The sequence below is a fragment of the Rhodococcus sp. UNC23MFCrub1.1 genome, assembly GCF_000686025.1.
Lineage (GTDB): Bacteria > Actinomycetota > Actinomycetes > Mycobacteriales > Mycobacteriaceae > Rhodococcoides.
On the sequence record NZ_JMLQ01000004.1, the window covers coordinates 306193 to 329129 of the forward strand.

General features: G+C 68.5%; 23 protein-coding genes and 1 tRNA gene. 16 read left to right on the forward strand and 8 right to left on the reverse strand.

Annotated features, from left to right (window positions below):
- Window positions 1-259: 259 nt before the first annotated feature.
- From BR07_RS0112405 to era, 4 genes are read left to right on the forward strand one after another with little or no spacing between them, the layout of a single operon-like run.
- Window positions 260-1279: a PhoH family protein gene (locus tag BR07_RS0112405; protein ID WP_027505719.1), complete on the forward strand. Its 1020-nt coding sequence runs from the start codon at window positions 260-262 to the stop codon at window positions 1277-1279.
- A 52-nt stretch (window positions 1280-1331) separates the two neighbouring features.
- Window positions 1332-1895 (forward strand): rRNA maturation RNase YbeY, encoded by a 564-nt coding sequence (ybeY, locus tag BR07_RS0112410; RefSeq protein WP_027505720.1) that lies wholly within the window; start codon window positions 1332-1334, stop codon window positions 1893-1895.
- Entirely contained in the window at window positions 1892-3229 is a 1338-nt protein-coding gene (locus tag BR07_RS0112415; protein WP_027505721.1) for a hemolysin family protein, read from the forward strand. The genes ybeY and BR07_RS0112415 overlap by 4 nt, the downstream gene beginning before the upstream one ends.
- Window positions 3216-4124, forward strand: coding sequence for a GTPase Era (era, locus tag BR07_RS0112420; RefSeq protein WP_027505722.1), 909 nt, complete (start codon window positions 3216-3218; stop codon window positions 4122-4124). The genes BR07_RS0112415 and era overlap by 14 nt, the downstream gene beginning before the upstream one ends.
- 54 nt (window positions 4125-4178) lie before the next feature.
- Here era and BR07_RS0112425 read toward each other — a convergent pair whose 3' ends face one another.
- On the reverse strand, window positions 4179-6548 hold the full coding sequence (locus BR07_RS0112425; RefSeq protein ID WP_027505723.1) for an FdhF/YdeP family oxidoreductase: 2370 nt from the start codon (window positions 6546-6548) through the stop codon (window positions 4179-4181).
- A gap of 139 nt (window positions 6549-6687) precedes the next feature.
- Between BR07_RS0112425 and BR07_RS0112430 the strand changes: the two genes are divergently transcribed.
- Genes BR07_RS0112430 through BR07_RS0112445 form a run of 4 tightly spaced genes read left to right on the forward strand, consistent with a single transcriptional unit; the run spans window position 6688 to window position 9238 of the window.
- On the forward strand, window positions 6688-7188 hold the full coding sequence (locus BR07_RS0112430) for an SRPBCC family protein (protein ID WP_027505724.1): 501 nt from the start codon (window positions 6688-6690) through the stop codon (window positions 7186-7188).
- A 58-nt stretch (window positions 7189-7246) separates the two neighbouring features.
- Complete coding sequence (gene recO / locus BR07_RS0112435; RefSeq protein ID WP_027505725.1) at window positions 7247-8080, forward strand: DNA repair protein RecO; 834 nt, start codon at window positions 7247-7249, stop codon at window positions 8078-8080.
- Window positions 8031-8837 (forward strand): isoprenyl transferase, encoded by an 807-nt coding sequence (locus BR07_RS0112440; RefSeq protein ID WP_027505726.1) that lies wholly within the window; start codon window positions 8031-8033, stop codon window positions 8835-8837. Before recO ends, BR07_RS0112440 begins: the two co-directional genes overlap by 50 nt.
- A complete protein-coding gene (locus BR07_RS0112445; RefSeq protein ID WP_027505727.1) occupies window positions 8834-9238 on the forward strand; it encodes a hypothetical protein in 405 nt (134 codons plus the stop codon). Before BR07_RS0112440 ends, BR07_RS0112445 begins: the two co-directional genes overlap by 4 nt.
- Window position 9239: 1 nt before the next feature.
- On the opposite strand, the gene BR07_RS0112450 is transcribed toward BR07_RS0112445, so the two are convergent.
- Both BR07_RS0112450 and BR07_RS0112455 read right to left on the reverse strand, forming a co-directional pair.
- Complete coding sequence (locus tag BR07_RS0112450; RefSeq protein WP_027505728.1) at window positions 9240-9644, reverse strand: Fur family transcriptional regulator; 405 nt, start codon at window positions 9642-9644, stop codon at window positions 9240-9242.
- Window positions 9641-9988, reverse strand: a complete 348-nt coding sequence (locus BR07_RS0112455; protein ID WP_027505729.1) for an ArsR/SmtB family transcription factor — start codon at window positions 9986-9988, stop codon at window positions 9641-9643. Before BR07_RS0112455 ends, BR07_RS0112450 begins: the two co-directional genes overlap by 4 nt.
- 202 nt (window positions 9989-10190) lie before the next feature.
- On the opposite strand from BR07_RS0112455, the gene BR07_RS0112460 reads away from it, so the two are divergent.
- Window positions 10191-11576 carry a glycine--tRNA ligase gene (locus tag BR07_RS0112460; RefSeq protein ID WP_027505730.1) on the forward strand — a complete coding sequence of 462 codons (1386 nt, stop codon included), beginning with the start codon at window positions 10191-10193 and terminating at the stop codon, window positions 11574-11576.
- 3 nt (window positions 11577-11579) lie between these two features.
- Here BR07_RS0112460 and BR07_RS0112465 read toward each other — a convergent pair whose 3' ends face one another.
- The 3 genes from BR07_RS0112465 to BR07_RS0112475 all read right to left on the reverse strand — a co-directional run bounded on the left by BR07_RS0112465 (window position 11580) and on the right by BR07_RS0112475 (window position 14741).
- Entirely contained in the window at window positions 11580-12011 is a 432-nt protein-coding gene (locus BR07_RS0112465; protein WP_027505731.1) for an SRPBCC family protein, read from the reverse strand.
- Between the two features lie 74 nt (window positions 12012-12085).
- The gene (locus BR07_RS0112470) at window positions 12086-12715 is read right to left on the reverse strand and encodes a hypothetical protein (protein ID WP_027505732.1); all 630 of its coding nucleotides are present in this window, start codon (window positions 12713-12715) and stop codon (window positions 12086-12088) included.
- A gap of 4 nt (window positions 12716-12719) precedes the next feature.
- Complete coding sequence (locus tag BR07_RS0112475) at window positions 12720-14741, reverse strand: TPM domain-containing protein (RefSeq protein ID WP_037185710.1); 2022 nt, start codon at window positions 14739-14741, stop codon at window positions 12720-12722.
- Between the two features lie 127 nt (window positions 14742-14868).
- Here BR07_RS0112475 and BR07_RS0112480 point away from each other — a divergent pair, with 127 nt between their 5' ends.
- From BR07_RS0112480 to dnaG, 7 genes are read left to right on the forward strand one after another with little or no spacing between them, the layout of a single operon-like run.
- Complete coding sequence (locus tag BR07_RS0112480) at window positions 14869-15783, forward strand: ABC transporter ATP-binding protein (protein ID WP_027505734.1); 915 nt, start codon at window positions 14869-14871, stop codon at window positions 15781-15783.
- Window positions 15780-16571, forward strand: a complete 792-nt coding sequence (locus BR07_RS0112485) for an ABC transporter permease (RefSeq protein ID WP_027505735.1) — start codon at window positions 15780-15782, stop codon at window positions 16569-16571. The genes BR07_RS0112480 and BR07_RS0112485 overlap by 4 nt, the downstream gene beginning before the upstream one ends.
- A gap of 35 nt (window positions 16572-16606) precedes the next feature.
- Window positions 16607-17806, forward strand: a complete 1200-nt coding sequence (locus BR07_RS0112495) for a sensor histidine kinase (protein WP_162246772.1) — start codon at window positions 16607-16609, stop codon at window positions 17804-17806.
- Entirely contained in the window at window positions 17803-18411 is a 609-nt protein-coding gene (locus tag BR07_RS0112500) for a response regulator transcription factor (protein ID WP_027505737.1), read from the forward strand. Before BR07_RS0112495 ends, BR07_RS0112500 begins: the two co-directional genes overlap by 4 nt.
- A gap of 46 nt (window positions 18412-18457) precedes the next feature.
- A complete protein-coding gene (locus BR07_RS0112505) occupies window positions 18458-19147 on the forward strand; it encodes a YdcF family protein (RefSeq protein ID WP_027505738.1) in 690 nt (229 codons plus the stop codon).
- Window positions 19144-20415, forward strand: coding sequence for a deoxyguanosinetriphosphate triphosphohydrolase (locus BR07_RS0112510; protein ID WP_027505739.1), 1272 nt, complete (start codon window positions 19144-19146; stop codon window positions 20413-20415). Before BR07_RS0112505 ends, BR07_RS0112510 begins: the two co-directional genes overlap by 4 nt.
- A 57-nt stretch (window positions 20416-20472) precedes the next feature.
- Window positions 20473-22398, forward strand: a complete 1926-nt coding sequence (dnaG, locus tag BR07_RS0112515; RefSeq protein WP_027505740.1) for a DNA primase — start codon at window positions 20473-20475, stop codon at window positions 22396-22398.
- Here dnaG and BR07_RS0112520 read toward each other — a convergent pair.
- Window positions 22395-22631, reverse strand: a complete 237-nt coding sequence (locus tag BR07_RS0112520; protein ID WP_027505741.1) for a hypothetical protein — start codon at window positions 22629-22631, stop codon at window positions 22395-22397. The two genes, dnaG and BR07_RS0112520, sit on opposite strands and share 4 nt — an antisense overlap.
- Window positions 22632-22760: 129 nt before the next feature.
- Window positions 22761-22833: transfer RNA gene (locus tag BR07_RS0112525), tRNA-Asn, on the reverse strand.
- Between the last annotated feature and the right edge of the window lie 104 nt (window positions 22834-22937).

The window sequence follows — 22937 nt, forward strand, 5'->3', positions numbered from 1 at the left end:
TGCAACCGGAGCACTTGGCGCCGCCCGGCCCGAGGGGGCAGCTACGAGGGTTGCGCGCGACATACTGGAATGCGCTTCTCGGGGGAGACGTTAAAGTGGTGAGAGGTTCCCGTCGCGGCGAACCGAGTATCGAAACCCGAGAGAAGGCCATAGCCACCACGTGAGTGACAACATCCCTTTCGTCGGCACCAGAGGTGACGATGCGCAGGACACCACTCGTGCGTCCCGCGCGCAGAAGCGGCAGTCCTCACGCCCGGTTCTGACCGATGCGCGTGTGACCGAGTCCATCGAACTCGACCCCGCCGTGATGTTCCCTCTGCTCGGGTCCGCCGACGGTAACCTCCGGGCGCTCGAGCAGGTGCTCTCCGCCGAGATCCACGTACGCGGCAACGTCGTCACGTTCGAGGGGGCACCGTCCGACATCGCCGTCGGCAAGCGGGTGCTCACCGAGCTCGCCGCCGTCGTGGTCGCCGGCGGACCGGTCACTCCGGACGCGGTGCGGCGCACCGTCGCGATGCTCAGCCGCGGCGTGAGCGAGTCTCCCGCCGAGGTCCTGAGCCTGGACATCCTGTCCCGACGCGGCAAGACCATCCGGCCCAAGACGCTGAACCAGAAGCGCTACGTCGACGCGATCGACGCCAACACCATCGTGTTCGGCGTGGGTCCCGCCGGAACGGGCAAGACCTACCTGGCCATGGCCAAGGCGGTGCAGGCTCTGCAGGCGAAGCAGGTCAGCCGCATCATCCTCACGCGCCCGGCCGTCGAGGCGGGGGAGCGACTCGGGTTCCTCCCCGGCACACTGCACGACAAGATCGATCCGTACCTGCGTCCGCTCCACGACGCGCTGCACGACATGATGGACGTCGAAGCCATCCCGAAGCTCATGCAGGCGGGCATCATCGAGGTCGCACCGCTGGCCTACATGCGTGGCCGCACGCTGAACGACGCGTTCATCATCCTCGACGAGGCGCAGAACACCACGGCCGAGCAGATGAAGATGTTCCTGACCCGTCTCGGCTTCAACTCGAAGATCGTCGTCACCGGTGACATCACCCAGGTGGATCTTCCCGGCGGATCGCGTTCGGGACTGCGTGCCGCCACCGAGATCCTGGTGGACATCGACGACATCCACTTCGCCAAGCTCGACAGCAGCGACGTGGTCCGGCACCGACTGGTCTCCGACATCGTCGACGCCTACGACCGTTTCGACGCCGCGGACGCCAAGTCCGCCAACCGCGCTGCGCGTCGCAGTGGCGGTCCCCGCGCCGCGCACCACTGATGTGGGCGTGCACGGGCACGGGGGCGTCGCCGCGCACTAGTACGGTGTTCGCATGAGCATCGAGGTCTCCAACGAATCCGGGATGGACGTCGGAGAAGAGGATCTGATCGCGGTCGCGCGCTACGCCATCGCGCAGATGGACGTGCACCCGGCAGCCGAGCTGTCCATGGTCCTCGTCGACTCCGCCACCATGGCCGATCTCCACATGCGCTGGATGGACCTGCCAGGTCCCACCGACGTGATGTCGTTCCCGATGGACGAGCTCGAGCCGGGCGGTCGCCCGGACTCACCGGACCCCGGTCCGTCGATGCTCGGAGACATCGTGCTGTGCCCGTCGTTCGCGGCGGACCAGGCCGAGAAGGCCGGGCACCCGCTCGAGCACGAACTCGCACTCCTCACCGTGCACGGTGTGCTGCACCTCCTCGGCTACGACCACGCGGAGCCGGACGAGGAGAAGGAGATGTTCGGCCTGCAGAACAGCATCCTCGAGGACTGGTACGAGAGTCTGCGCCAGGCCGAGCGCGACGCTCTGTCGGCTGCGCGAGACGCGAAATTGTTGGGCAGCACCGGCTTCGCGAATCCCCGGACCGATGCCGGTGGTGAGTCGACCCGGTGACCAGCGCTCCGGCACTGATCGTGCTCGCGGTTGTCCTCGTCCCTCTCGGTGGCCTCTTCGCCGCCATCGACTCCGCCGTCAACACCGTCTCCTCAGCACGCGTCGAGGAGATGGTGAAGGAATCTCGGGGCGGGGCGAGCGAACTGCTCCGCATCCTCGAGGATCGTCCGCGGTACGTCAATCTGATGGTGCTGCTGCGCATCCTGTGCGAGATCGGGTCCACGGTTCTGCTCGCCGGAGCGTTGCTGGACCTGCTCGCGCCGGCGCAGGCACTGGCCATCGCCGCCGGCGTCATGGTGGTGGTCGACTACGTCGTCATCGGCGTGGGGCCCCGCACACTCGGCCGCCAGCACGCGTACTCCATCTCGCTGGGGTCGTCCTACCCGCTGCGCGCCATCGGCATCCTGCTGGGCCCGGTGAGCCGGTTGCTCATTCTCGTCGGCAATGCGATCACGCCCGGCCGCGGCTTCCGCAACGGTCCCTTCGCCTCCGAGATCGAACTGCGGGAACTGGTCGACATGGCGCAGGAGCGCGGCGTGGTCGCCGACGACGAGCGCCGCATGATCCAGTCCGTGTTCGAGCTCGGCGACACCTCCGCACGCGAGGTGATGGTGCCGCGCACCGAGATGGTGTGGATCGAGCGTGACAAGTCCGCCGGACAGGCGACCACCCTCGCCGTGCGGAGCGGGCATTCGCGGATCCCGGTGATCGGCGAGAACGTCGACGACATCCTCGGCGTCGTCTACCTCAAAGACCTCGTGCAACAGACGTACACGTCGTCCGACGGTGGTCGCAGCGTGCGTGTCGACGAGGTCATGCGTCCCGCGGTGTTCGTCCCGGACTCCAAGCCGCTGGACAGCCTGCTGGCCGAGATGCAGAGGGACCGCAAGCACATGGCCGTCCTGGTGGACGAGTACGGCGGCGTCGCCGGACTCGTCACCATCGAGGACGTGCTCGAGGAGATCGTCGGCGAGATCGCGGACGAGTACGACACCGACGAGGTGGCCCCGATCGAGGAACTCGAGGACGGCCGCTTCCGGGTGTCGTCCCGGCTTCCTCTCGAGGACCTCGGCGAACTGTTCGACATCGAGATCGACAACGACGAGGTGGACACCGTCGGCGGCCTGCTGTCCTACGAGATCGGGCGCGTCCCGCTGCCGGGCGCCCGAGTCGAGGCACACGGGTTGATCCTGGTGGCCGAGGGCGGCTCCGATGCGCGCGGACGAGTGCGCGTGAGCACCGTGACCGCCGAGAAGCTTCCCGAACCGGACGCCGACGACGAGGCCTCCGAGTCGCCGGACGAGAGAGACGAGATCGACCATGACCGAGACTGACGATTTCCACTCCGGGTTCGTGTGCTTCGTCGGACGGCCCAACACCGGCAAGTCCACTCTGACGAATGCCCTGGTGGGGGCCAAGATCGCCATCACGTCCTCTCGGCCCCAGACCACACGCCACACCATTCGGGGCATCGTGCACCGGGACCACGCGCAGCTGATCCTCGTGGACACCCCGGGCCTGCACCGGCCGAGGACCCTGCTCGGGCAGCGTCTGAACGACCTTGTGCGCGACACCTACTCGGAGGTCGACGCCATCGGTCTCTGCATCCCGGCGGACGAGAAGATCGGCCCCGGCGATCGCTGGATCCTGGAGCAGGTCCGCCACAACGCGGGCAGGACAGCGCTGGTCGGTCTGGTGACCAAGATCGACAAGGTCTCCAAGCAGCGCGTCATGGAGCAGCTGATCGCCGTCTCCAACCTGCTCGGTCCCGACTGCGAGGTGGTCCCCGTGTCCGCCGCGTCCGGCGAGCAGGTGGAGGTCGTCGTCGACGTCTTCGCGAAGGTGCTGCCGCCCGGGCCTGCGTTCTACCCCGACGGTGAGCTGACGGACGAGCCGGAGGAGACCCTCATGGCCGAGTTGATCCGGGAGGCAGCGCTCGAGGGAGTGCACGACGAGCTCCCGCACTCCCTCGCCGTGGTCATCGAGGAGGTCGGGCCCCGCGAGGGGTCGGACACGATGCTGGACGTGCACGCCATTCTCTACGTCGAACGTCAGTCGCAGAAGGCGATCGTCATCGGCAAGGGTGGGGCCCGACTGCGCGACGTGGGCACCGCGGCTCGCGGTCAGATCGAGAAGCTGCTCGGCACCCGCATCTACCTCGACCTCCGCGTCAAGGTGGCCAAGGACTGGCAGCGCGATCCCAAGCAGATGGGCAAGCTGGGCTTCTGACCCCGCGCTACCGTGCCGCGATCGATCGTCGCGACACGGTAGCCGGGTGCAGGTTCAGGACAGGTGCTCAGGCTCCGTCTGGGTCTTGTGGTGCTCGTCGGAGCGCATGGCGTCCTGGCCGCCGTGCCCCACTCCCGGGCTGCCGGCCCTGGCCGGACTCAACGAGACGACGATCGACTTCGACGTGGGGCAGTTGCTGTCGGTCGCCGACGAGTCCAGCGGAACCAGCGGGTTGGTCTCCGGGTAGTAGGCGGCTGCGGACCCCTTGGGCGTCTGGTACTCGACGATCCGGAAGTTCTCGGCGACGCGCACCACGTCGTCGTCGTCCCACTTGGTGGTGATGTCGACGAAGTCGCCGTCCTTCATGCCGAGTTCCGCGATGTCGCCGCGGTTGACGAACACGACGCGGCGGCCGCCCTCGATTCCCCGGTACCGGTCGCTGAGTCCGTAGATCGTGGTGTTGAACTGATCATGGCTCCGGAACGTCTGCAGCAGAAGATGTTTCGGCGGCACCTGCAGAGCCTCGATGGGCGAGACGAAGAACTCGGCGAGGCCGGACTCCGTCTGGAAGGTCCGCGAGTCCCGCGGCGGGTGGGGGAGGACGAAGCCTCCGGGGCGCCGAGCGTTGACCTCGTAGCCCTGGCATCCCGGAACCACCCGCGAGATGTGCTGACGGATGGTGCGGTAGTCGTCGCGCATGCCCTTCCAGTCGAGACCGTAGCGGTCGCCGATCGTGGCTTCCGCGATCTGCGTGATGATCTCGACCTCGGACTTGACGTGCGGGCTCGGCGGATCGAGCGGACCGCGGGAGGAGTGCACCGAGCACGTCGAGTCCTCGACGCTGATCCACTGCGGCCCGCTGGCCTGGATGTCCTTCTCGGTGCGGCCCTTGGTCGGCAGGATCAGCGCCACGTCCCCGGTGACGAGGTGCGAGCGGTTGATCTTCGTCGAGATGTGCACCGTCATGTTCGTCTTGCGCATGGCATCGAAGGTGACGGTGCTGTCCGGCGTGGCCTGGGCGAAGTTGCCGCCGAGACCGAGGAAGAACTTCACCTTGCCGTCGCGCATCCCGCGGATCGAGTCGATCGTGTCGAGACCGTTCTCGCGGGGCGGATCGAAGCCGAACTCGCTCTCGAGTGCGTCGAGGAAGTGCTTCGGTACCCGCTCCCAGATGCCCATCGTGCGGTCGCCCTGCACGTTCGAGTGACCGCGCACGGGCAGCACACCCGCGTTCGGCTTACCGATGTTGCCCTGAGCGAACGCGAGGTTGGTGATCTCCTTGACGGTGTTCACGGCGTTGCGGTGCTGCGTGATGCCCATGGCCCAGCAGAAGACGGTGGCCTTCGAGTCGCGCAGAAGCTTCGCTGCGTCTGTGATCTGGGCTCGGGAGAGACCGGTGACCGTCTCCACCTCGTCCCAGTCGACCGCCGAGACGTGCTGCTTCCACAGATCGAAGTTGTTGGTGTACTTCTCGATGAACTCGTGATCGAGGGCGTCCCACTCGACCAGCAGCTTGCCGATGGCCTGGAAGAGCGCCAGGTCGCCGTTGATGCGGATCGGCAGGTGCATGTCCTCGAGATCGGTGCCGGGTCCCACCATGCCGCGCGGGGTCTGCGGATTCTTGAAGTTGATGAGGCCGGCCTCGCGCAACGGGTTGATCGCCAGGATCTTGGCGCCGTTCTGCTTGGCCTTCTCCAGCGCGGACAGCATGCGCGGGTGGTTGGTGCCCGGGTTCTGTCCGGCCAGGATGATGAGGTCCGCGCCGTACACGTCGTCGAGCACGACGCTGGCCTTGCCGATGCCCATCGACTCCTGCAGAGCGAACGACGTGGACTCGTGACACATGTTGGAACAGTCCGGCAGGTTGTTGGTGCCGTACGCGCGAACGAAGAGCTGGTACACGAACGCGGACTCGTTCGACGCGCGGCCCGACGTGTAGAACGTGGCCTCGTCCGGGTGCAGCGAGCGCAGCTCCTCGCCGATGAGGTCGAATGCCTCGTCCCACCCGATCGCCTCGTAGTGGGTGCCGCCCGACCGCTTGACCATCGGGTGCGTGATGCGTCCCTGCTGACCGAGCCAGTGCTCACTGTGCGAGTCGAGGTCGGCGATGCTGTGGCGCGCGAAGAACTCCGGGGTGGCGCGGCGCTTGTCGGCTTCCTCGGCGACGGCCTTCGCGCCGTTCTCGCAGAACTCCGCGGCGTGACGGTGACCCGGATCCGGATCGGGCCACGCGCAGCTCATGCAGTCGAAGCCCTCGGCCTGGTTCAGGTCGAGCAGGGTCCGTGCGGTCCGCACCGGGCCCATGCGCTCGAGCGAGCGCTTCATCGAGACGGCGACGGCGGTCGGACCGGCGGCATGCGTCTTCGGCTTCTCGATCGACAGGTCGGCCTCGTCGTAGTCCCGAGAGTCGTGTGTGCGTGTCATCGATCCGTCACTCCTTCATGTCGCGCGTGCCCCTCTGGTCGAGGGTAGTGCGCGGCGCCGACACGACCGGTCGGACGACGCGCTTCCACTCCTGTCTACCCGCGCCGACGATTCCGTACCCGTCGCCTAGCGTGAGGCCATGACGAGAACTCGCACCGTGTCCGATCACGTCGACGTCGCGGCATCGCCCGACGAGGTCTACGCACTGGTCAGCGATCCGACGCAGACGCATCGGTGGAGCCCCGAGAACACGGGAGCGGTGGTGGACGAGCCGCGCCGTGGAGGTACCTACGAGGGCATGACGTTCGTCGGCCGCAACAAGCGCGGCCGGGCGACGTGGAGCACGCGGTGCGTGGTGACAGCCGCCGAGCCCGCACGGCGATTCGCGTTCCGGGTGGAGGTCATCGGACCCGGCAAGCCGATCGTCCGCGCACGGAACGCGAGCTGGGAGTACACCTTCGCGCCAGTGGACGGCGGCACCCGCGTCACCGAGACGTGGACGGACGATCGGCCGTGGCTCGACGCGGTGGCCGCGCTGTTCGACAAGGTGGCCACCGGGGGCAGTTCCTTCGCGTCCTTCCAGCGCCGCAACATCGCGCGGACGCTGGCGAATCTGCAGGCCGAGCTCGGCGCTCCCTGACCTCGCCCGGTCGTCCTGCGTGGGACAATGACACGGTGCCGGCGAGCAGAGGTGGAGTGTGAGGTCGTATCGCGATCATGCCGTCGTCCTGCGCCAGCACAAGCTCGGTGAGGCCGACCGCATCGTCACGCTCCTCACGCGCCGCCACGGACTGGTACGCGCAGTGGCGAAGGGCGTGCGCCGCACGACGTCGAAGTTCGGCGCCCGGCTCGAGCCGTTCGCCTACATCGACGTGCAGCTGTATCCCGGTCGCAACCTCGACATCGTGACCCAGGTGCAGACCGTCGAGTCGTTCGCGTCCGACATCGTCGCCGACTACGGCCGCTACACCACCGGGTGCGCCGTCCTCGAGACCTCCGAGCGACTGGCGGGTGAGGAGCATGCTCCGGCGCCTCGTCTGCATCACCTGACCGTCGGCGCGCTGCGCACCCTGGCCTCCGGGGCTCGCGACTCGGAACTGGTGCTGGACGCGTTCCTGCTGCGGGCGATGAACTTCGCCGGGTGGGCTCCGTCGCTGGACGAGTGCGCGACGTGCGCTGCGCCCGGTCCGCATCGCGCGTTCCACGTCTCCGCCGGGGGAGCGGTGTGCACCCACTGTCGCCCCGCCGGGTCCAGCACACCCTCGGTGGGTGTGCTCGACCTGATGTCGGCCCTGCAGAGCGGCGACTGGGCGGGTACCGAGGCGTCGACCGACTCGATGCGCGTGCAGGCGAGCGGTCTGGTGGCCGCGCACCTGCAGTGGCATCTCGAACGGCAACTGCGGACGCTCCCGTTCGTCGAACGCAGTGGCGGGTCCGGGACCGCCGGGTCCGCACCTGCCGGAGAAACTCCGGTCGGGCAGGATGAGACCCGTGATCCGTCGAAGTCCACGCGAGCAGCCCACCCGGCGTGAGGTCCGCGCGCCCGATCCGCACCCGTCCGGTGCCCGCGCGCCGATCCTGCAGCCCGAGTTGATTCCCCGCCACGTGGCGCTCGTCATGGACGGCAACGGACGCTGGGCGCAGGATCGCGGACTGCCCCGCACCGCCGGTCACGAGCGCGGCGAGGCCGTCCTCATGGACACGGTCTGCGGATGCATCGACATCGGCGTGCGGTGGCTGTCCGCCTACGCGTTCTCGACGGAGAACTGGCGTCGCAGCCCGGACGAGGTGAAGTTCCTCATGGGCTTCAACCGCGACGTCATCCGCCGCCGCCGCGACGAGATGCACGAGATGGGGGTGCGCGTCCGCTGGGCGGGGCGCCGACCTCGTCTGTGGCGCAGCGTCATCAACGAACTCGAGACGGCCGAGGAGCTCACGAAGGACAACACCGTCATGACGCTGACGATGTGCGTCAACTACGGCGGCCGCGCCGAGATCGTGGACGCAGCCCGCGAGATCGCCCGTCGCGCAGCAGCCGGACAGCTCGATCCCGACAAGATCTCCGAGGCGTCCTTCGCGAAGTACCTCGACGAACCGGACATGCCCGACGTCGATCTCTTCCTGCGGCCGTCCGGCGAGCAGCGCACGTCCAATTTCCTGATCTGGCAGTCCGCCTACGCGGAGATGGTGTTCCAGGAGAAGCTCTTTCCCGATTTCGATCGCCGCGACCTGTGGGCCGCGTGCGTCGAGTACGCCTCGCGTGACCGCAGATTCGGTGGTGTGAAATGACGGAGCAGGACATCGTGGCGGCCCTGCAGGACCGTGCCCGGCTGGCACTCGGACAGTTCGCGGACGTGTCCGTGGGCGACGACGGATCGCTCGGGTTCAGCTACGCGGGCGCACTCTGCTCGCTGCGTGCGGTCGCTCTGAGTCCGGGACTCGAGGTGCTCGCTCTGACGGCCGTGCTGGCCTGGGACCGTCCGTCGTCGGGAACGCTGCGGGCGCGAGTGGCGGTGCGCAACAGCGAGTCCCAGTTCGGCTCGATCTCGCTCACGACGCACGGGTCGCAGGCCGACGTCGTGATGCGCTACACGTTCCCGGCGTCGGGTCTCGACGACGAACCACTCATGACGATGCTCGTCCTGGTGCTCTCGGGTGTGGAGAAGGCGCGCGTCGGCCTGGTGCCGTGACTCATCGCGCGGCGCACTCGCTGCAGGTGCCGAAGATCTCGGCCGTGTGGCTGACGTCGCTGAACCCGTGCTTCGAGGCCACCGACTTGGTCCAGCGCTCCACGGCGGCACCTTCCACCTCGACGGTGAAGCCGCAGTCGCGGCACACCAGATGGTGGTGGTGACCGTCGGAGCACCGGCGGTAGACGGACTCACCGGAATCGGTCCGTAGGACGTCGATGGTGCCGGCGTCCGCGAGGGCCTGCAGGGTGCGGTAGACGGTGGTGAGGCCGATACCGTCGCCACGCTTGCGCAGTTCGTCGTGCAGCTCCTGCGCCGACCGGAACTCGTCGACGGTCTCCAGCAGTTCGGAGATGGCGCTGCGCTGCTTGGTCGAGCGCACACCGATGGTGCGGGGAGCGGTCACGAGTGGTTCTCCTCCTGAGCGTGGGCGACGGCGTCGACGACGATGTGGGCGAGGTGGTCGTCCACCAGGCGGTACAGGACCTCGCGTCCGGCACGCTCACCGCGGACGACGCCCGCGGCCTTGAGGACACGCAGGTGCTGGCTGATGAGGGGCTGCGTGACGCCCAGCGCACCGACCAGCTCGTGCACGCACCGTTCCGACTCGCGCAGTTGCAGCACGATCGCGATGCGTACCGGAGCAGCGAGTGCACGCAGCAGGTCGCCCGCGCCGCCCAGCACGTCCTTGGACGGCAGCGGAACGGGGCTCGGAGCCGCGGGAGGGACCACCGTGTCGTCGATGCTCATGAAGGTCCTCCTGCACTGTCGGGTGGCGCTTAATGGAAACAGTAACCACTTTCGACATCTACTCTGATATGCGCGGACGTGCATGTCAACTCACCGGTGCTCGAAGACCGGGACGTCGCCGGATAGTCTGATGTGTCGCGAGCAGAGGGACACCCCCTCGCTCGGCAGTACTACCGACCACCCGAGATGGAGAGCTGGCCCCGTGGCACCGAAGTCCAAGATCGATACCGTCGCCAACCTGGCCAAACGCCGGGGACTCGTCTATCAGTGTGGCGAGATCTACGGCGGAACCAAGTCGGCCTGGGATTACGGCCCCCTCGGCGTGGAGCTGAAGGACAACATCAAGAAGCAGTGGTGGCGCAACATGATCACCAGCCGCGAGGACACGGTGGGTCTCGACTCGTCCGTGATCCTGCCGCGCGAGGTGTGGGAAGCGTCCGGCCACGTCGAGACGTTCTCCGATCCGCTGGTCGAGTCGCTCCACACCCACAAGCGCTACCGCGCCGATCACCTTCTCGAGGCGTACGAGGAGAAGCACGGCCACCCGCCGGAGAACGGACTCGCCGACATCCGTGATCCCGAGACCGGCGAGCCCGGTTCCTGGACGGAGCCGCGCGCGTTCTCCGGACTGCTCAAGACGTTCCTCGGACCTGTCGACGACGAGGCAGGCCTGCACTACCTCCGCCCCGAGACGGCGCAGGGCATCTTCGTCAACTTCGCCAACGTGCTCACCACGTCGCGCAAGAAGCCGCCGTTCGGCATCGGCCAGATCGGCAAGAGCTTCCGCAACGAGATCACGCCCGGCAACTTCATCTTCCGCACCCGCGAGTTCGAGCAGATGGAGATGGAGTTCTTCGTCAAGCCCGGCGAGGACGAGCAGTGGCACCAGTACTGGATCGACTACCGCATGAAGTGGTACACCGATCTGGGCATCGACCCGGAGAACCTGCGCCTGTACGAGCACGCGCAGGAGAAGCTGTCGCACTACTCCAAGCGCACCGTGGACATCGAGTACCGCTTCGAGTTCCAGGGCAGCGCGTGGGGCGAGCTCGAGGGCGTCGCCAACCGCACCGACTTCGATCTGTCGACGCACTCGAAGCACTCCGGCACCGACCTGAGCTTCTACGACCAGGCCAACGACGAGCGCTACACCCCGTACGTCATCGAACCTGCTGCGGGACTGACGCGTTCGCTCATGGCGTTCCTCGTCGACGCGTACCACGAGGACGAGGCGCCCAATGCGAAGGGCGGCGTGGACAAGCGGACGGTGCTGCGACTCGATCGTCGTCTGGCGCCGGTCAAGGCCGCCGTGCTCCCGCTGAGCCGCAACGCCGACCTGACGCCCAAGGCCAAGGACCTCGCGGCGACTCTGCGACAGAACTGGAACGTCGAGTTCGACGACGCCGGCGCCATCGGTCGCCGCTACCGTCGCCAGGACGAGATCGGCACCCCGTTCTGCATCACGGTCGACTTCGACACGCTGGACGACCATGCGGTCACCATCCGCGAGCGCGACAGCATGGCACAGGAACGGATCGCCCTCGATCAGGTCGAGGGCTACCTCGCCACCCGCCTGCTGGGCTGCTGACCGCTACTTCTGCAGAGCAGCGGTCATCTGCTCCTCGGTCTCTTTCCCGACCCGCTCGAAGGCGATGCCGGCGAGCGGGTCGGCCAGTTTCGCAAGGCCGTTGAACTCGATGTTCGCGTGATAGGTGATCTCGGTGGAGGTCGGGCCGGCCTCGTTCAGCGTGATGTCGTCGGTGCTCGTAGCCGTCTTGTTCGTGCCCTTCAGGACGATGTGGCCGGGCTCGTCGACCTCGAGACGGTAGGTCAGCTCGGTCGAGATGCCGTACAGCTTCGACGTGTTGTTCCATTCCGTGCCGACGGCGACCGGTCCGGGCGTGGACTGCGTGCACTCCACGGTGCCCGGATCCCATTCGGTGGCGTTCGCGAAGTCGCGCAGGTACGCGGCCACGTCCGCCCGTGATCGGGTGACGGTGAAGGTGCGGGTGACATCGACCATGGCGTGTCGGACTCCTGAGCTCGAGGATGCGTACCGGGCAGGGATGCCCTCGTCGGACTCGGTCCAATCTGGAGCTACCTGGCGCATGCGCGCTGCTGGTACTCCACCAACTGGCGCTGCACCGACACGGGTACCGGGATGCGGGTGTGGACCGGCACACCGTCACCCACTGCGATCCACGCGGGGAACACGAAGGGCTTCGTGGCGTCCGCGATGACATGCGGTTCGCAGGACGCCGTCGACAGCGTGACCGCGACGATGTCGGCGAGTTCGGCGGCGCCACATTCTTCGGCGTGGATTCGGTTCAGGGTGTCGTTCTGCGACGCGAGCGGCACCTCGACCGCGATGTCGTCACTCGTCTCGACGACCGCTGTCGCCGGTTCCGCTCCGACATCGCACAGCGCTGTTCCGTACGGCACGGTGACGTCGATGCGGGAGCCGCGGTCGAGCGTGATCTCGCGAGGTGTCGCGTCGACCGTCTCGAAGCCAGGGGAACGCAGTGCGACCGACCGGACGGTGACCGGCTGCTCCGACGCGCCGGTGAGCGTCACCTGAAGCTGTCCGCCGACCGCGTCGTCGTCGCGGCTCCGGTAGGTGGATGCGCTCACGGGGGCGCGGACCTCCGGCGGCGACGGTGCGCAGCCGACGAGGAGAGTCAGGGCGAGAGTCAGGGCAAGGGCGCTCGCCGCGACCCGGGCGGTCACCGGCTCAGAAACGTCCGCCGGACGAGCGTCCGATGCGTCCCGAGCTGCCGGAGCCGCCGAACGAGCGCGGGCCGCCGCCGAATCCGCCGTAGCCACCGCCGCGACGGTTGCCGTACGAGCGGCCCCCGGAGAAGCCGCCCCGCAGCACGCTGTCGATGAGCACGCCGGTGAGGACGCCGCCCGCCGAGGACGAGCCGCCGTACCCACCGCTGTGCCGAGGACGCTGTGTCGCCTCCCAGTCGGCGACGTCCGCCTGAGCGAGGTGCGACGCCTGCGCGGCGAGGGACAGGGCGGCCGCGGCGTGCTGCAGAGCGCGTGGCGCGTCCGTGGCACCCAGCTGCTGGGCGGCTTGGACGTGCCGTTCGGCCTCGGCGAGCCGCGTGCGTGCCTGGACCTTCACCGCGCCGCTGCGGGCGCCGATGTACTCGCTCGCGGCACGCACCTGTGCCTGCGCCGACGCGAGGTCCCGGTCCAGTCGAGCGCGGGCATGGTCGTCCTGTTCCTTGCTCTGTGTGGCGACGGCGAGTGCGGAGTCGAGTTGCGCGTCGGCCGCGACGAGGGCGTTCATACTGCCCAGCGGATCCTGCGTGCCGCGGGTCCGTGCCCGACCCAACGCCTCGGCGACGGCGGCCCGTGCCGCGGCGAGTCGGTCTCCGCCGTGCGAGGCGAGGCGGTCCGCCGACGCGATGTCGGCTTCCGCGTCGGCCATCGCCGCGTCGAGCCCGGAGCGCGCGGCCTCGATGTCGGCGTCGGCGTGCTCGACGGCGTCGAGCAGCGATCGGGCGCGCGACAGCGCACTCTCCGCGGTGCGCACCGCGGCCACCACCGGTCCCTGGTGACCCACCGGTTGCGCGGCGGCATCACGCCCCTCGTCGATGCTCGCGTCGGCGAGCTCGAGCTGTTCCTTCGCCAGGTCGACGTTGTTCGCCACCGGCGCGAGGACGGAGCTGTCGTACCGCCCCGCGAGGCTCGTCAGGGTCGCCGCCGCCGCGTCCAGCCGCGCCGTCTGCTCCACCTGCCCGCGCGTGAGCGCGTCGAGACGGGAGTCCGCGTCGATCAACAGGTTCCGGATCTCGTCGAACTCGGCGACCTTCTCGTCGAGGTGCCGGTCCGCGTCACTGCACGAGGTGATGATCGACAGGAGCATCTGGCGCCGCTCGTCGGGCGACTCGGGGATCGCGTCGTCCAGACGCTGCCTCGTCTCGAACGCGGCCGCGAGCGCGCGGCGGGCGCCGTCGAGAGCCTCGACGAACGGGCGAGCCGCGGCCTGTCCCAGTTCGCCGACGGCAGTGGACAACTCGTCGGCACTGGCCCGGATCGCCTCGTCGGTCTCCACCAGCAGAGCGCGGGAACGCTCGTCCAGGACGTCGAGCGGGAGAGCGGCGAAGGCCGCGGGGTCACTGCCGTCCAACTGCTCGGCGGCCTCCAGTGCATCGGCTCGCCGCCGCCGTGCGCGCAGCCGAGTGAAGGCGAAGGCGCCCAGTACGAGGACGAGGATCACGCCGACGGCGACCCAGAGACCTGCCGATCCCGAGCCGGTGGTCGACGCCGCCTTGCCCAGGCCGGTGGCTGCCGCCGTCGCCGCGCCCGCCCAGTTCTCCTCGCGCAGCGCCGGTTCGATCGAGGCCTGCTCGAGTTCGGAGATCTCCGAGTCCGAGATGCTCGACAGCGCCTGGGGAACGTTCAGGACGTACGAGCGGGCCTGCGTCGCGACCGCCATGAGCACATCACGGTCCCCGAAGTCGCTGGTGGACGCCGTGCGCTCACCCCACGAGGTGGCAGCCTGGCCCGAGAAGTCGTCGACGAAGACCACCCAGAGCCGGAAGCCCTGCTCGTCGTAGAGGGTGTCGACGGCGGACTGCACCTCGGACACCTCACCGGCATCGAGTGCGCCGGCCTGATCGGTGACCTGCTCGGGCACTCGGAACGGTTCCTCGGCGGAGGCGGGCACGCCCACACCGACCACGGCGAGGACGAGCAGGATCGCGGTGGTGGCGGCACGCAGGAGCACTCGGACCCGGGTCATGGTGGGAACCTACCGGGAGGGTGGCCGAACGGTGCGAACGAGGACGAGAGACCCGTGACAACTGTCATGCCGCGGTCGTGACGCACGAACGAGGGTTCGTCCCTCGCATCGGAGCAGTGTTCTTCTCATGACCACACCAGCGATTCACCTCGACCATCTGCGGAAGTCGTTCGCCGGGCCGGGCCACACCCGTGTCCAGGCCGTCGACGACCTGTCACTCGTCGTCCACCCGGGCGAGATCGTCGCGTTCCTCGGGCCCAACGGCGCCGGCAAGACCACCACGATCGACATGATGCTGGGCCTCGGTCGACCCGACGAGGGCTCCGTCGCCCTCTTCGGCGGATCGCCCGAGGACGCCGTCGCGACGGGCCGCGTGTCGGCGGTGATGCAGAGCGGGGGACTGCTCGAGGACATCACCGTCGAGGAGACCGTTCGCCTCATCGGCACCCTGTACTCGTCCACCCGGCCCGTCTCGGAAGTCCTGGCACGCGCAGGCATCGCGGACATCGGGGGCCGGATGGTGGGGAAGTGCTCCGGCGGTCAGCAGCAGCGGTTGCGGTTCGCGCTCGCCCTGCTCCCGGACCCCGACCTCATCGTGCTCGACGAGCCGACCACGGGCATGGACGTGGAGGGCCGACGTGAGTTCTGGGCCGCCATGCGCGAGGACACCTCGCACGGACGCACGGTCCTGTTCGCCACGCACTACCTCGACGAGGCGGACGCCTACGCCGACCGCATCGTGCTGCTGCGCGACGGGCGCATCGTGGCGGACGGCACCGCGGCCGAGATCAAGAACGTGGCGTCCGGCCGGCGGGTCTCGGCGATCCTGCCGGGCGCGCGGGCAGCCGATCTGCTGGCCGTTCCCGGCGTCGACGACGTCGAGATCCACGGTGACCGGCTCACCGTCCACGCGACGGACTCGGATGCAGTCGCTCGATACCTGTTCGCACACACCGCAGCTCGCGAGGTGGAGATCGTTCCCCACACTCTCGAGGACGCGTTCCTGACCCTCACCACCGACACCACCGGGAGCCTCGCATGACCGCCACCGATTCGACCACCACCACCACTGTCCGGACGCTGCCGGCTCGGGGCGGATTCGACGCCGGCTTCCTCGCACTCGAGATACGCCGGATGTTGCGGAACCGCCGCACCGTCGTCTTCGCACTCGTCGTGCCGCCGATCTTCTTCCTCATCTTCGGGCTGCAGGGTGATCTGAAGATCGAGTCGGCAGGATCGGCGAACGTCACCGGCTACGTCATGGTGAGCATGGCCCTCTACGGCGCGATGCTGGCCACCACGAGTGGCGGCGCCATGGTCTCGATCGAACGCGGACTCGGATGGAGCCGTCAGCTGCGGCTCACCCCGCTGACCCCCACCGCGTACATCGCGGTGAAGGTCGTCGTCGCCATGGCGCTCGGGCTCGTGTCCGTGGCCGTCGTCTTCGCCGTCGGTGCGGCGACAGGCGCGACTCTTCCCGCCGCGGCATGGGTGGAGTGCTTCGTGCTCGCCTGGATCACCTCGATCGTGTTCGCGGCGTTCGGCCTCTTCATGGGGTACCTGCTGCCGTCGGAGAACGTGATGCAGATTCTCGGACCCGGTCTCGCTGTGCTCGCGTTCGCCGGTGGTCTCTTCGTCCCGGCGAGTGGATGGTTCGCGACCGTGGCGAAGTTCGTCCCCACCTACGGGGTGGCCACGTTGGCGCGGTCGCCGCTCGGGGACACCTCGTGGATGTCGCTGGTGGAGGCGCTCGTCAACGTCGCGGTGTGGACGACGATCTTCGTGATCGGCGCGATGACGATGTTCCGCAAGGACACCGCCCGCGTATGACACGTCCGGACACCAGGGGGTCTAGCGTGGCGGCGGTGAGCAGGACCACCGCCGCCGCGCTCGGCCGTCGTCAGGGCCTCGTGCAGTCACTTCGGTCGCATTTCGTCATCGAGCCGCGCGAGGTGAACGTCGACGACAGCGAGGGGACGCGACTGCGCGCCGCCGTGCGCCGAGGCTGGGTCTTCAGTGCGGTGTGGCTGGCCTACCTGATCTATCCGGTACGGGCGGTGTGGAGTTACGACGGGCCCGTCCACTGGCAGGTGGCCGCAGCGCTGTGTCTGCTCGCCTTCGCCGCGGTGTTCCTGGGTGGTTTCCGCGACTTCCGGGGACGGCTGCATGCCGAGGCGCAGGTGCGGGTGCCCCGACAGTGGGCTGTGGTGGTGGCGCTGATGCTGCTGCTGGTTCCGGTCGCTCCCGCAGCCGGTGACTCCGTGTTGACGGGATGCGTGTTCGTGGCGGTTCTCGCCGTCATGACCCTTCCTCGCCGGTCGGGTCTCCTCGTGCTAGCTGCGAACGTCGCTGCGGTCGAGGTGCTTCCCCGTGTCGTCCCGAGTTGGACCCCGGACGATTCCGCCGGGTTCACCGTGGCGGTGGCCGCGTTCGCCGCCTGGGGAATCAGCCAACTCGTCGCTCGCAACATCCAGCTGACCGAGGCGCGCCGCCGCCTGTCCGACCTGGCCGTGGTCGAGGAGCGCGAGAGAGTCGCTCGCGACGTCCACGACATCCTCGGCCACTCGCTGACCGTCATCACCATGAAGGCCGAGCTGGCCGGGCGACTCGTCGAGGTGGATCCGGCGCGTGCCGCCGTCGAGATCGCCGACGTCGAGAGCCTCTCGCGCGCAGCGCTCGCCGACGTGCGATCGACGGTGGGCGGGCTGCGTCACCTGCGACTCGACACCGAGATACGGGGAGTGCGCAGCGCCGTCGAAGCGGCAGGGATGACACTGCACATCGAGGGGTCGGTGCGTGACGTGGCGGAGGAGTTCCGTGAGCTGTTCGCCTGGGCGCTCCGGGAAGCGGTGACGAACGTGGTGCGTCACAGCGGCGGAACCGAATGCCGGGTGCGACTCGATGCCCGCCGGATCACCGTCGCGGACAACGGCATCGGGCCGCAGGGCGAGTCCACGGGCACCGGCCTGCGGGGACTCACCGACCGCGCGGACGCCCTCGGCGCCGCCGTCCGGGTCGCACGGGGAAGTGACGGCGGGTTCACTCTCACGGTGACGGCGCCGTGACGATCCGACTCCTGCTGGCCGACGACCAGGCCCTGGTCCGCGGCGCTCTGGCCGCCCTGTTGGGACTCGAGCACGATCTCGACGTCGTCGCGGAGGTGGGGCGCGGCGACGAGGTGGTGCCCGCAGCGCTCGAGCACCGTCCCGACGTGGCGCTTCTCGACGTCGAGATGCCCGGGGGAGACGGCATCGCCACCACCGCCCTGCTGAGGGCGGCAGTCCCCACGTGTCGCGTGCTCGTGGTCACCACCTTCGGACGGCCCGGGTACGTGCGGCGGGCCATCGACGCCGGTGCCGGCGGATTCGTGGTCAAGGACACGCCCGCTCGCCAGCTCGCCGAGGCGGTCCGGCGGGTCCACGCCGGGATGCGCGTCATCGACCCGGCACTGGCGACGGAGACACTGACGGCCGGGAACTCGCCCCTGACACCGCGGGAGCGGGACGTCCTGTCCGCGGCGCGCTCCGGGACCACCGCCGGGTCCATCGCCGCCGCGCTGCACCTCTCCGAGGGCACGGTGCGGAACCATCTCTCCGCCGCCATCGGGAAGACCGGTGCCACCACGCGCGCCGAGGCCGTGCGCATCGCGGAGGACAACGGGTGGTTGTGAGGCGCGCCGGACCGATCTCCGCGGGTGCGGCTGGCAGAATCGACGTGTGAGTACCGACTACCGCTACGACGACCCGTACGTGCCGCAGCCCGATCGTCTCGGCTTCGGCGGCACCGTCGCGCGCTGGCTCCGTCGGCTCGTCGCGGGCGTGGTCCTCGTGGGAGTGCTCCTCGTCGGTGGGACCGCCGTGCGGGTCTGGCAGGTGGCTCGGATCGACGATCACACGCCGTCGGACGCCATCGTCGTGCTCGGCGCGGCCCAGTACGACGGCGTCCCGTCGTCGGTCTTCGAGGCGCGACTCGAACAGGCGTCGGCGCTGTTCTCCAGCGGGGTCGCTCCGCTGATCGTGACGGTCGGTGGCAAGCAGGTGGGCGACAACTACACCGAGGCGGCGTCGGGTCGGAACTACCTGATGGATCAGGGTGTTCCGGGCGAGGACATCGTCGCCGTCGAGGAGGGGTCGGACACCCTGCTCAGCATCGAGGCCGTCGCGGCGGAGTTGCAGTCGCGAGGACTGACCGACATCACCCTGGTGAGCGATCCGTGGCACTCGCTGCGCACCCGCACCATGGCGCGCGACGCCGGTCTGGACGCGTGGACGTCGCCCACCCGCCAGGGCCCCGCCGTGTTCACCCGCGAGTCGCAGATCCACGGGATCGCCAGGGAGACAGCGGCTCTGCTGTGGTACCAGCTGACGCACTACTCCGCGGACTTCCAGTACACGGCCAGCCAGTGACGCAGTACGACGCGGCGGACCTCGAACGACTGGTGGCGGAGGGGCCGAAGACGGCCGCGCTGGTGCTCACCGAGACACCCGGCGATTCGCGAGGACACTTCGCCCGTGATCGCGCCCGGGTGCTGCACTCGGCCGCGTTGCGACGCCTCGCCGACAAGACTCAGGTCACCGGTCCCCGTGAGGGCGACACGCCCCGCACCCGATTGACGCACTCTCTGGAGGTCGCCCAGATCGGGCGCAGCATCGCCGACGGCATCGGGTGCGACCCCGATCTGGTGGAACTGGCCGGGCTGGCCCACGACATCGGCCACCCGCCCTACGGCCACAACGGCGAGCGAGCTCTCGACGAGGTGGCCGAGTCCTGCGGCGGGTTCGAGGGCAACGCTCAGAACCTTCGGATCCTCACGGTGCTGGAACCGAAGGTCCTCACCGAGGACGGCGCCAGCGCCGGGCTGAACCTCACTCGTGCCTCGCTCGATGCCGCGATCAAGTACCCGTGGCTGCGGCCGCGGCCGGGCGCGAAGTTCGGCGCCTACGACGACGACGCCGACACCCTCACCTGGATCCGCGAGGGCGCACCCGAGGGTCGTCAGAGCCTGGAGGCGCAGGCGATGGACTGGGCCGACGACGTCGCGTACTCGGTGCACGACGTGGAGGACGGCATCATCGCCGGGCGCATCGACCTCCGGTCGCTGGCCGACCCCAGCGAGCAGTCGGCCCTCGCCGAGATGTCGGTGAGCGAGTTCCGCGGCTTCGACCGTGACCACATGCGCGAGGCCGCTCAGCGGTTGTCGGAGATGCCGGTGGTCACCGATGCGTCAGGCTACGACGGCACTCTCGTCCGCTCGGTGGCGCTCAAGCGGATGACGAGCGAACTGGTGGGCCGATTCACCACCGCCGCGATCTCCAGCACCCGGGAGGCAGCCGACGGCAGGCCTGTGCGGCGCTACGAGGCCGATCTCTCCGTACCGTCGCTGGTCCGAGCGGAGGTGGCGCTGCTCAAGACGATGGCGCTGCGTTACGTGATGTCCGACGCCGGGCACCGGCTCCGGCAGGACCGTCAGCGCGATCGCATCCACCGCGTCGCGGCCTGGCTGCTGTACTCGGCACCGACCTCGCTCGATCCGATGTTCGTTCCCGTGTGGAACGCCGCCGCGGACGACTCCCAGCGCATCCGCGTCGTGGTGGATCAGATCGCGTCCTACACGGAGTCGCGGCTCGAACGGGTGGACAAGAGCAGCCTCGGAGCGCAGGCGTCCTGGGGTTAGCGGGTCCGGGTCGGTACGGCGGGGGAGCCGTGTCGGACCCGGCACTAGACTGGGCTCGTGGCCGGCCGGATACCTGAACGCGATGTAGCCGCCATTCGCGAACGCACTCGCATCGAGGACATCGTCGGCGAGTACGTCGCACTGAAGGCTCCGCGAGGCGACTCCATGAGCGGGCTCTGCCCGTTCCACGACGAGAAGAACCCGTCTTTCCACGTCCGGCCGAATCACGGCACCTTCCACTGCTTCGGCTGTGGTGAGGGCGGCGACGTGTACACGTTCCTGCAGAAGATCGAGCACATCACGTTCGTCGAGAGCGTCGAGCAACTCGCGGATCGGCTGAGCTACTCCATCTCGTACGAGGGTGGCGGCACCTCGGTCCAGCGTGATCGTGGGACCCGGTCCCGCCTCGTCGCGGCCAATGCGGCAGCGCAGCAGTTCTACGCCGAGCAACTCGGATCACCCGAGGCGCAGGCGGCGCGGGACTACCTGACGCAGCGCAACTTCGATGCCGCTGCGGCACAGGAGTTCGGGTGCGGGTTCGCCCCGAGTGGGTGGGACACGCTCACCAAGCATCTGCTGAACAAGGGCTTCGAGTTCAAGGAACTCGAGGCGGCCGGGCTGTCCCGCGAGGGCAAGCGGGGTCCGATGGACCGGTTCCACCGTCGATTGCTGTGGCCCATCCGCAACCTGTCCGGTGACGTCATCGGCTTCGGCGCACGCAAGATCTTCGACGACGACACGATGCCGGGAAAGTATGTCAACACTCCGGAGACGTTGCTGTACAAGAAGTCTCAGGTGCTGTTCGGCCTCGACCTGGCGAAGAAGGACATCGCCAAGGGGCATCAGGCCGTCGTCGTCGAGGGCTACACCGACGTCATGGCCATGCATCTGGCCGGGGTCAAGACGGCGGTCGCCTCGTGCGGTACCGCCTTCGGTGACGAGCATCTCGCGCTCCTGCGTCGGCTGCTGATGGACGACAAGTTCTGGCGCGGCGAGATCATCTACACCTTCGACGGGGACTCCGCTGGCCAGGCTGCCGCGATGAAGGCCTTCTCGGGAGACCAGAAGCTCGCCGGCCAGACGTTCATCGCGGTGGCTCCGGACGGGATGGATCCGTGCGACCTGCGCCTCGAGAAGGGCGACGCGGCTGTACGTGATCTCGTCGCGCGTCGTACCCCACTCTTCGAGTTCGCCATCCGCGGCGCACTGTCCGAGTGCGATCTCGACACCGCCGAGGGGCAGGTCGAAGCCCTGCGCCGCACCGTGCCGATGGTCGCGCAGATGAAGGACCGTGCGCTGCGCGACAACTACGCGGCTCGGCTCAGCGGCTGGGTGGGTTGGATCGACGAGCGCATGGTGGTCAACCGGGTGCGCGAGGAAGCGGCGAAGATCGCGAAGGGTGGCGCGCCGGCGCCGCTCCGGCGGCCGGTCCGCAGTACCGAGACCGAGAAGGCCGCGCCGGTCGGTCCGGCGCATCCGGCGCGCAACGACCCCACCCTGTGGCCGCAGCGCGAAGCCCTCAAGGCCGTCATGCAGCACCCCGGTATCGCCGGGTCCGTGTTCGATTCGCTGCCGCCCGAGACGTTCGGGCACCCGGCGTACGCCGCGGTGTCCGAGGCGGTCCGCGAGGCCGGTGGAACGGCCGCGGGGCTCGGGGGCGGGGAGTGGCTCGATGCCGTCGGCAAGAAGGCGGAGCCGAAGGGATTGCGCTCACTGGTCACGGAACTGGCCGTCGAGGCCATGCCCATCTCCGACGAGGCGACCCCGCGCTACATCTCGGGTGTGCTCGCGCGCCTGCAGGAAGTGTGGGTAGGCCGGCAGGTCGCGGAACTGAAATCGAAGCTGCAGCGCATGTCACCCATCGACAAGCCGGACGACTACAACGCGCTGTTCGGCGACCTCATCGCGCTCGAGCAGTACCGCCGCAGCCTGTTGGAGCAGGCAGTTGGCAGCACCACGGACGCGGAGTTCCCCGCTGTCTAGAGCTTGTCGTGCGGGATGTAGAGCTGAGTGTCGTCGACCTGCTTCATCGGCTCGAGCTTCGGCTGTGTACTGAGGGTGTCGGCCAACTTCTGGCGTCCGGCCGACACGACCTTCTTCGTCGCGGGACTCGACGCCACCGCCTTCGTCGCGCGGCTGATCTGTTCGTAGCGCGCCCGCCCCGCCTTGGTGCCGAGCACGTATCCGGCAGCGATGCCGGCCAACATTCCCATCATGTGAGCGTGAGTCCTTTCGAGACGTCTGAGACCATCCTGCCCGACGTGACCGGGCACGGCGAACTCCCCGGGGCGGGTGCGGCGAAACGAGAAGAGCCCGTGACCGACAACGGTCACGGGCTCTGCGTGCTCCCCCATCTGGACTTGAACCAGAAACCCTTCGATTAACAGTCGAATGCTCTGCCAATTGAGCTATGGGGGAATGTTCGTGGCTCCGACAGCACCCTCTCGGATGCATCCTCGCCGAGAAGAGACTCTAACCCATGGCACCCGTCGACCACCAAATCGCCTCGTCCTGGCACCACC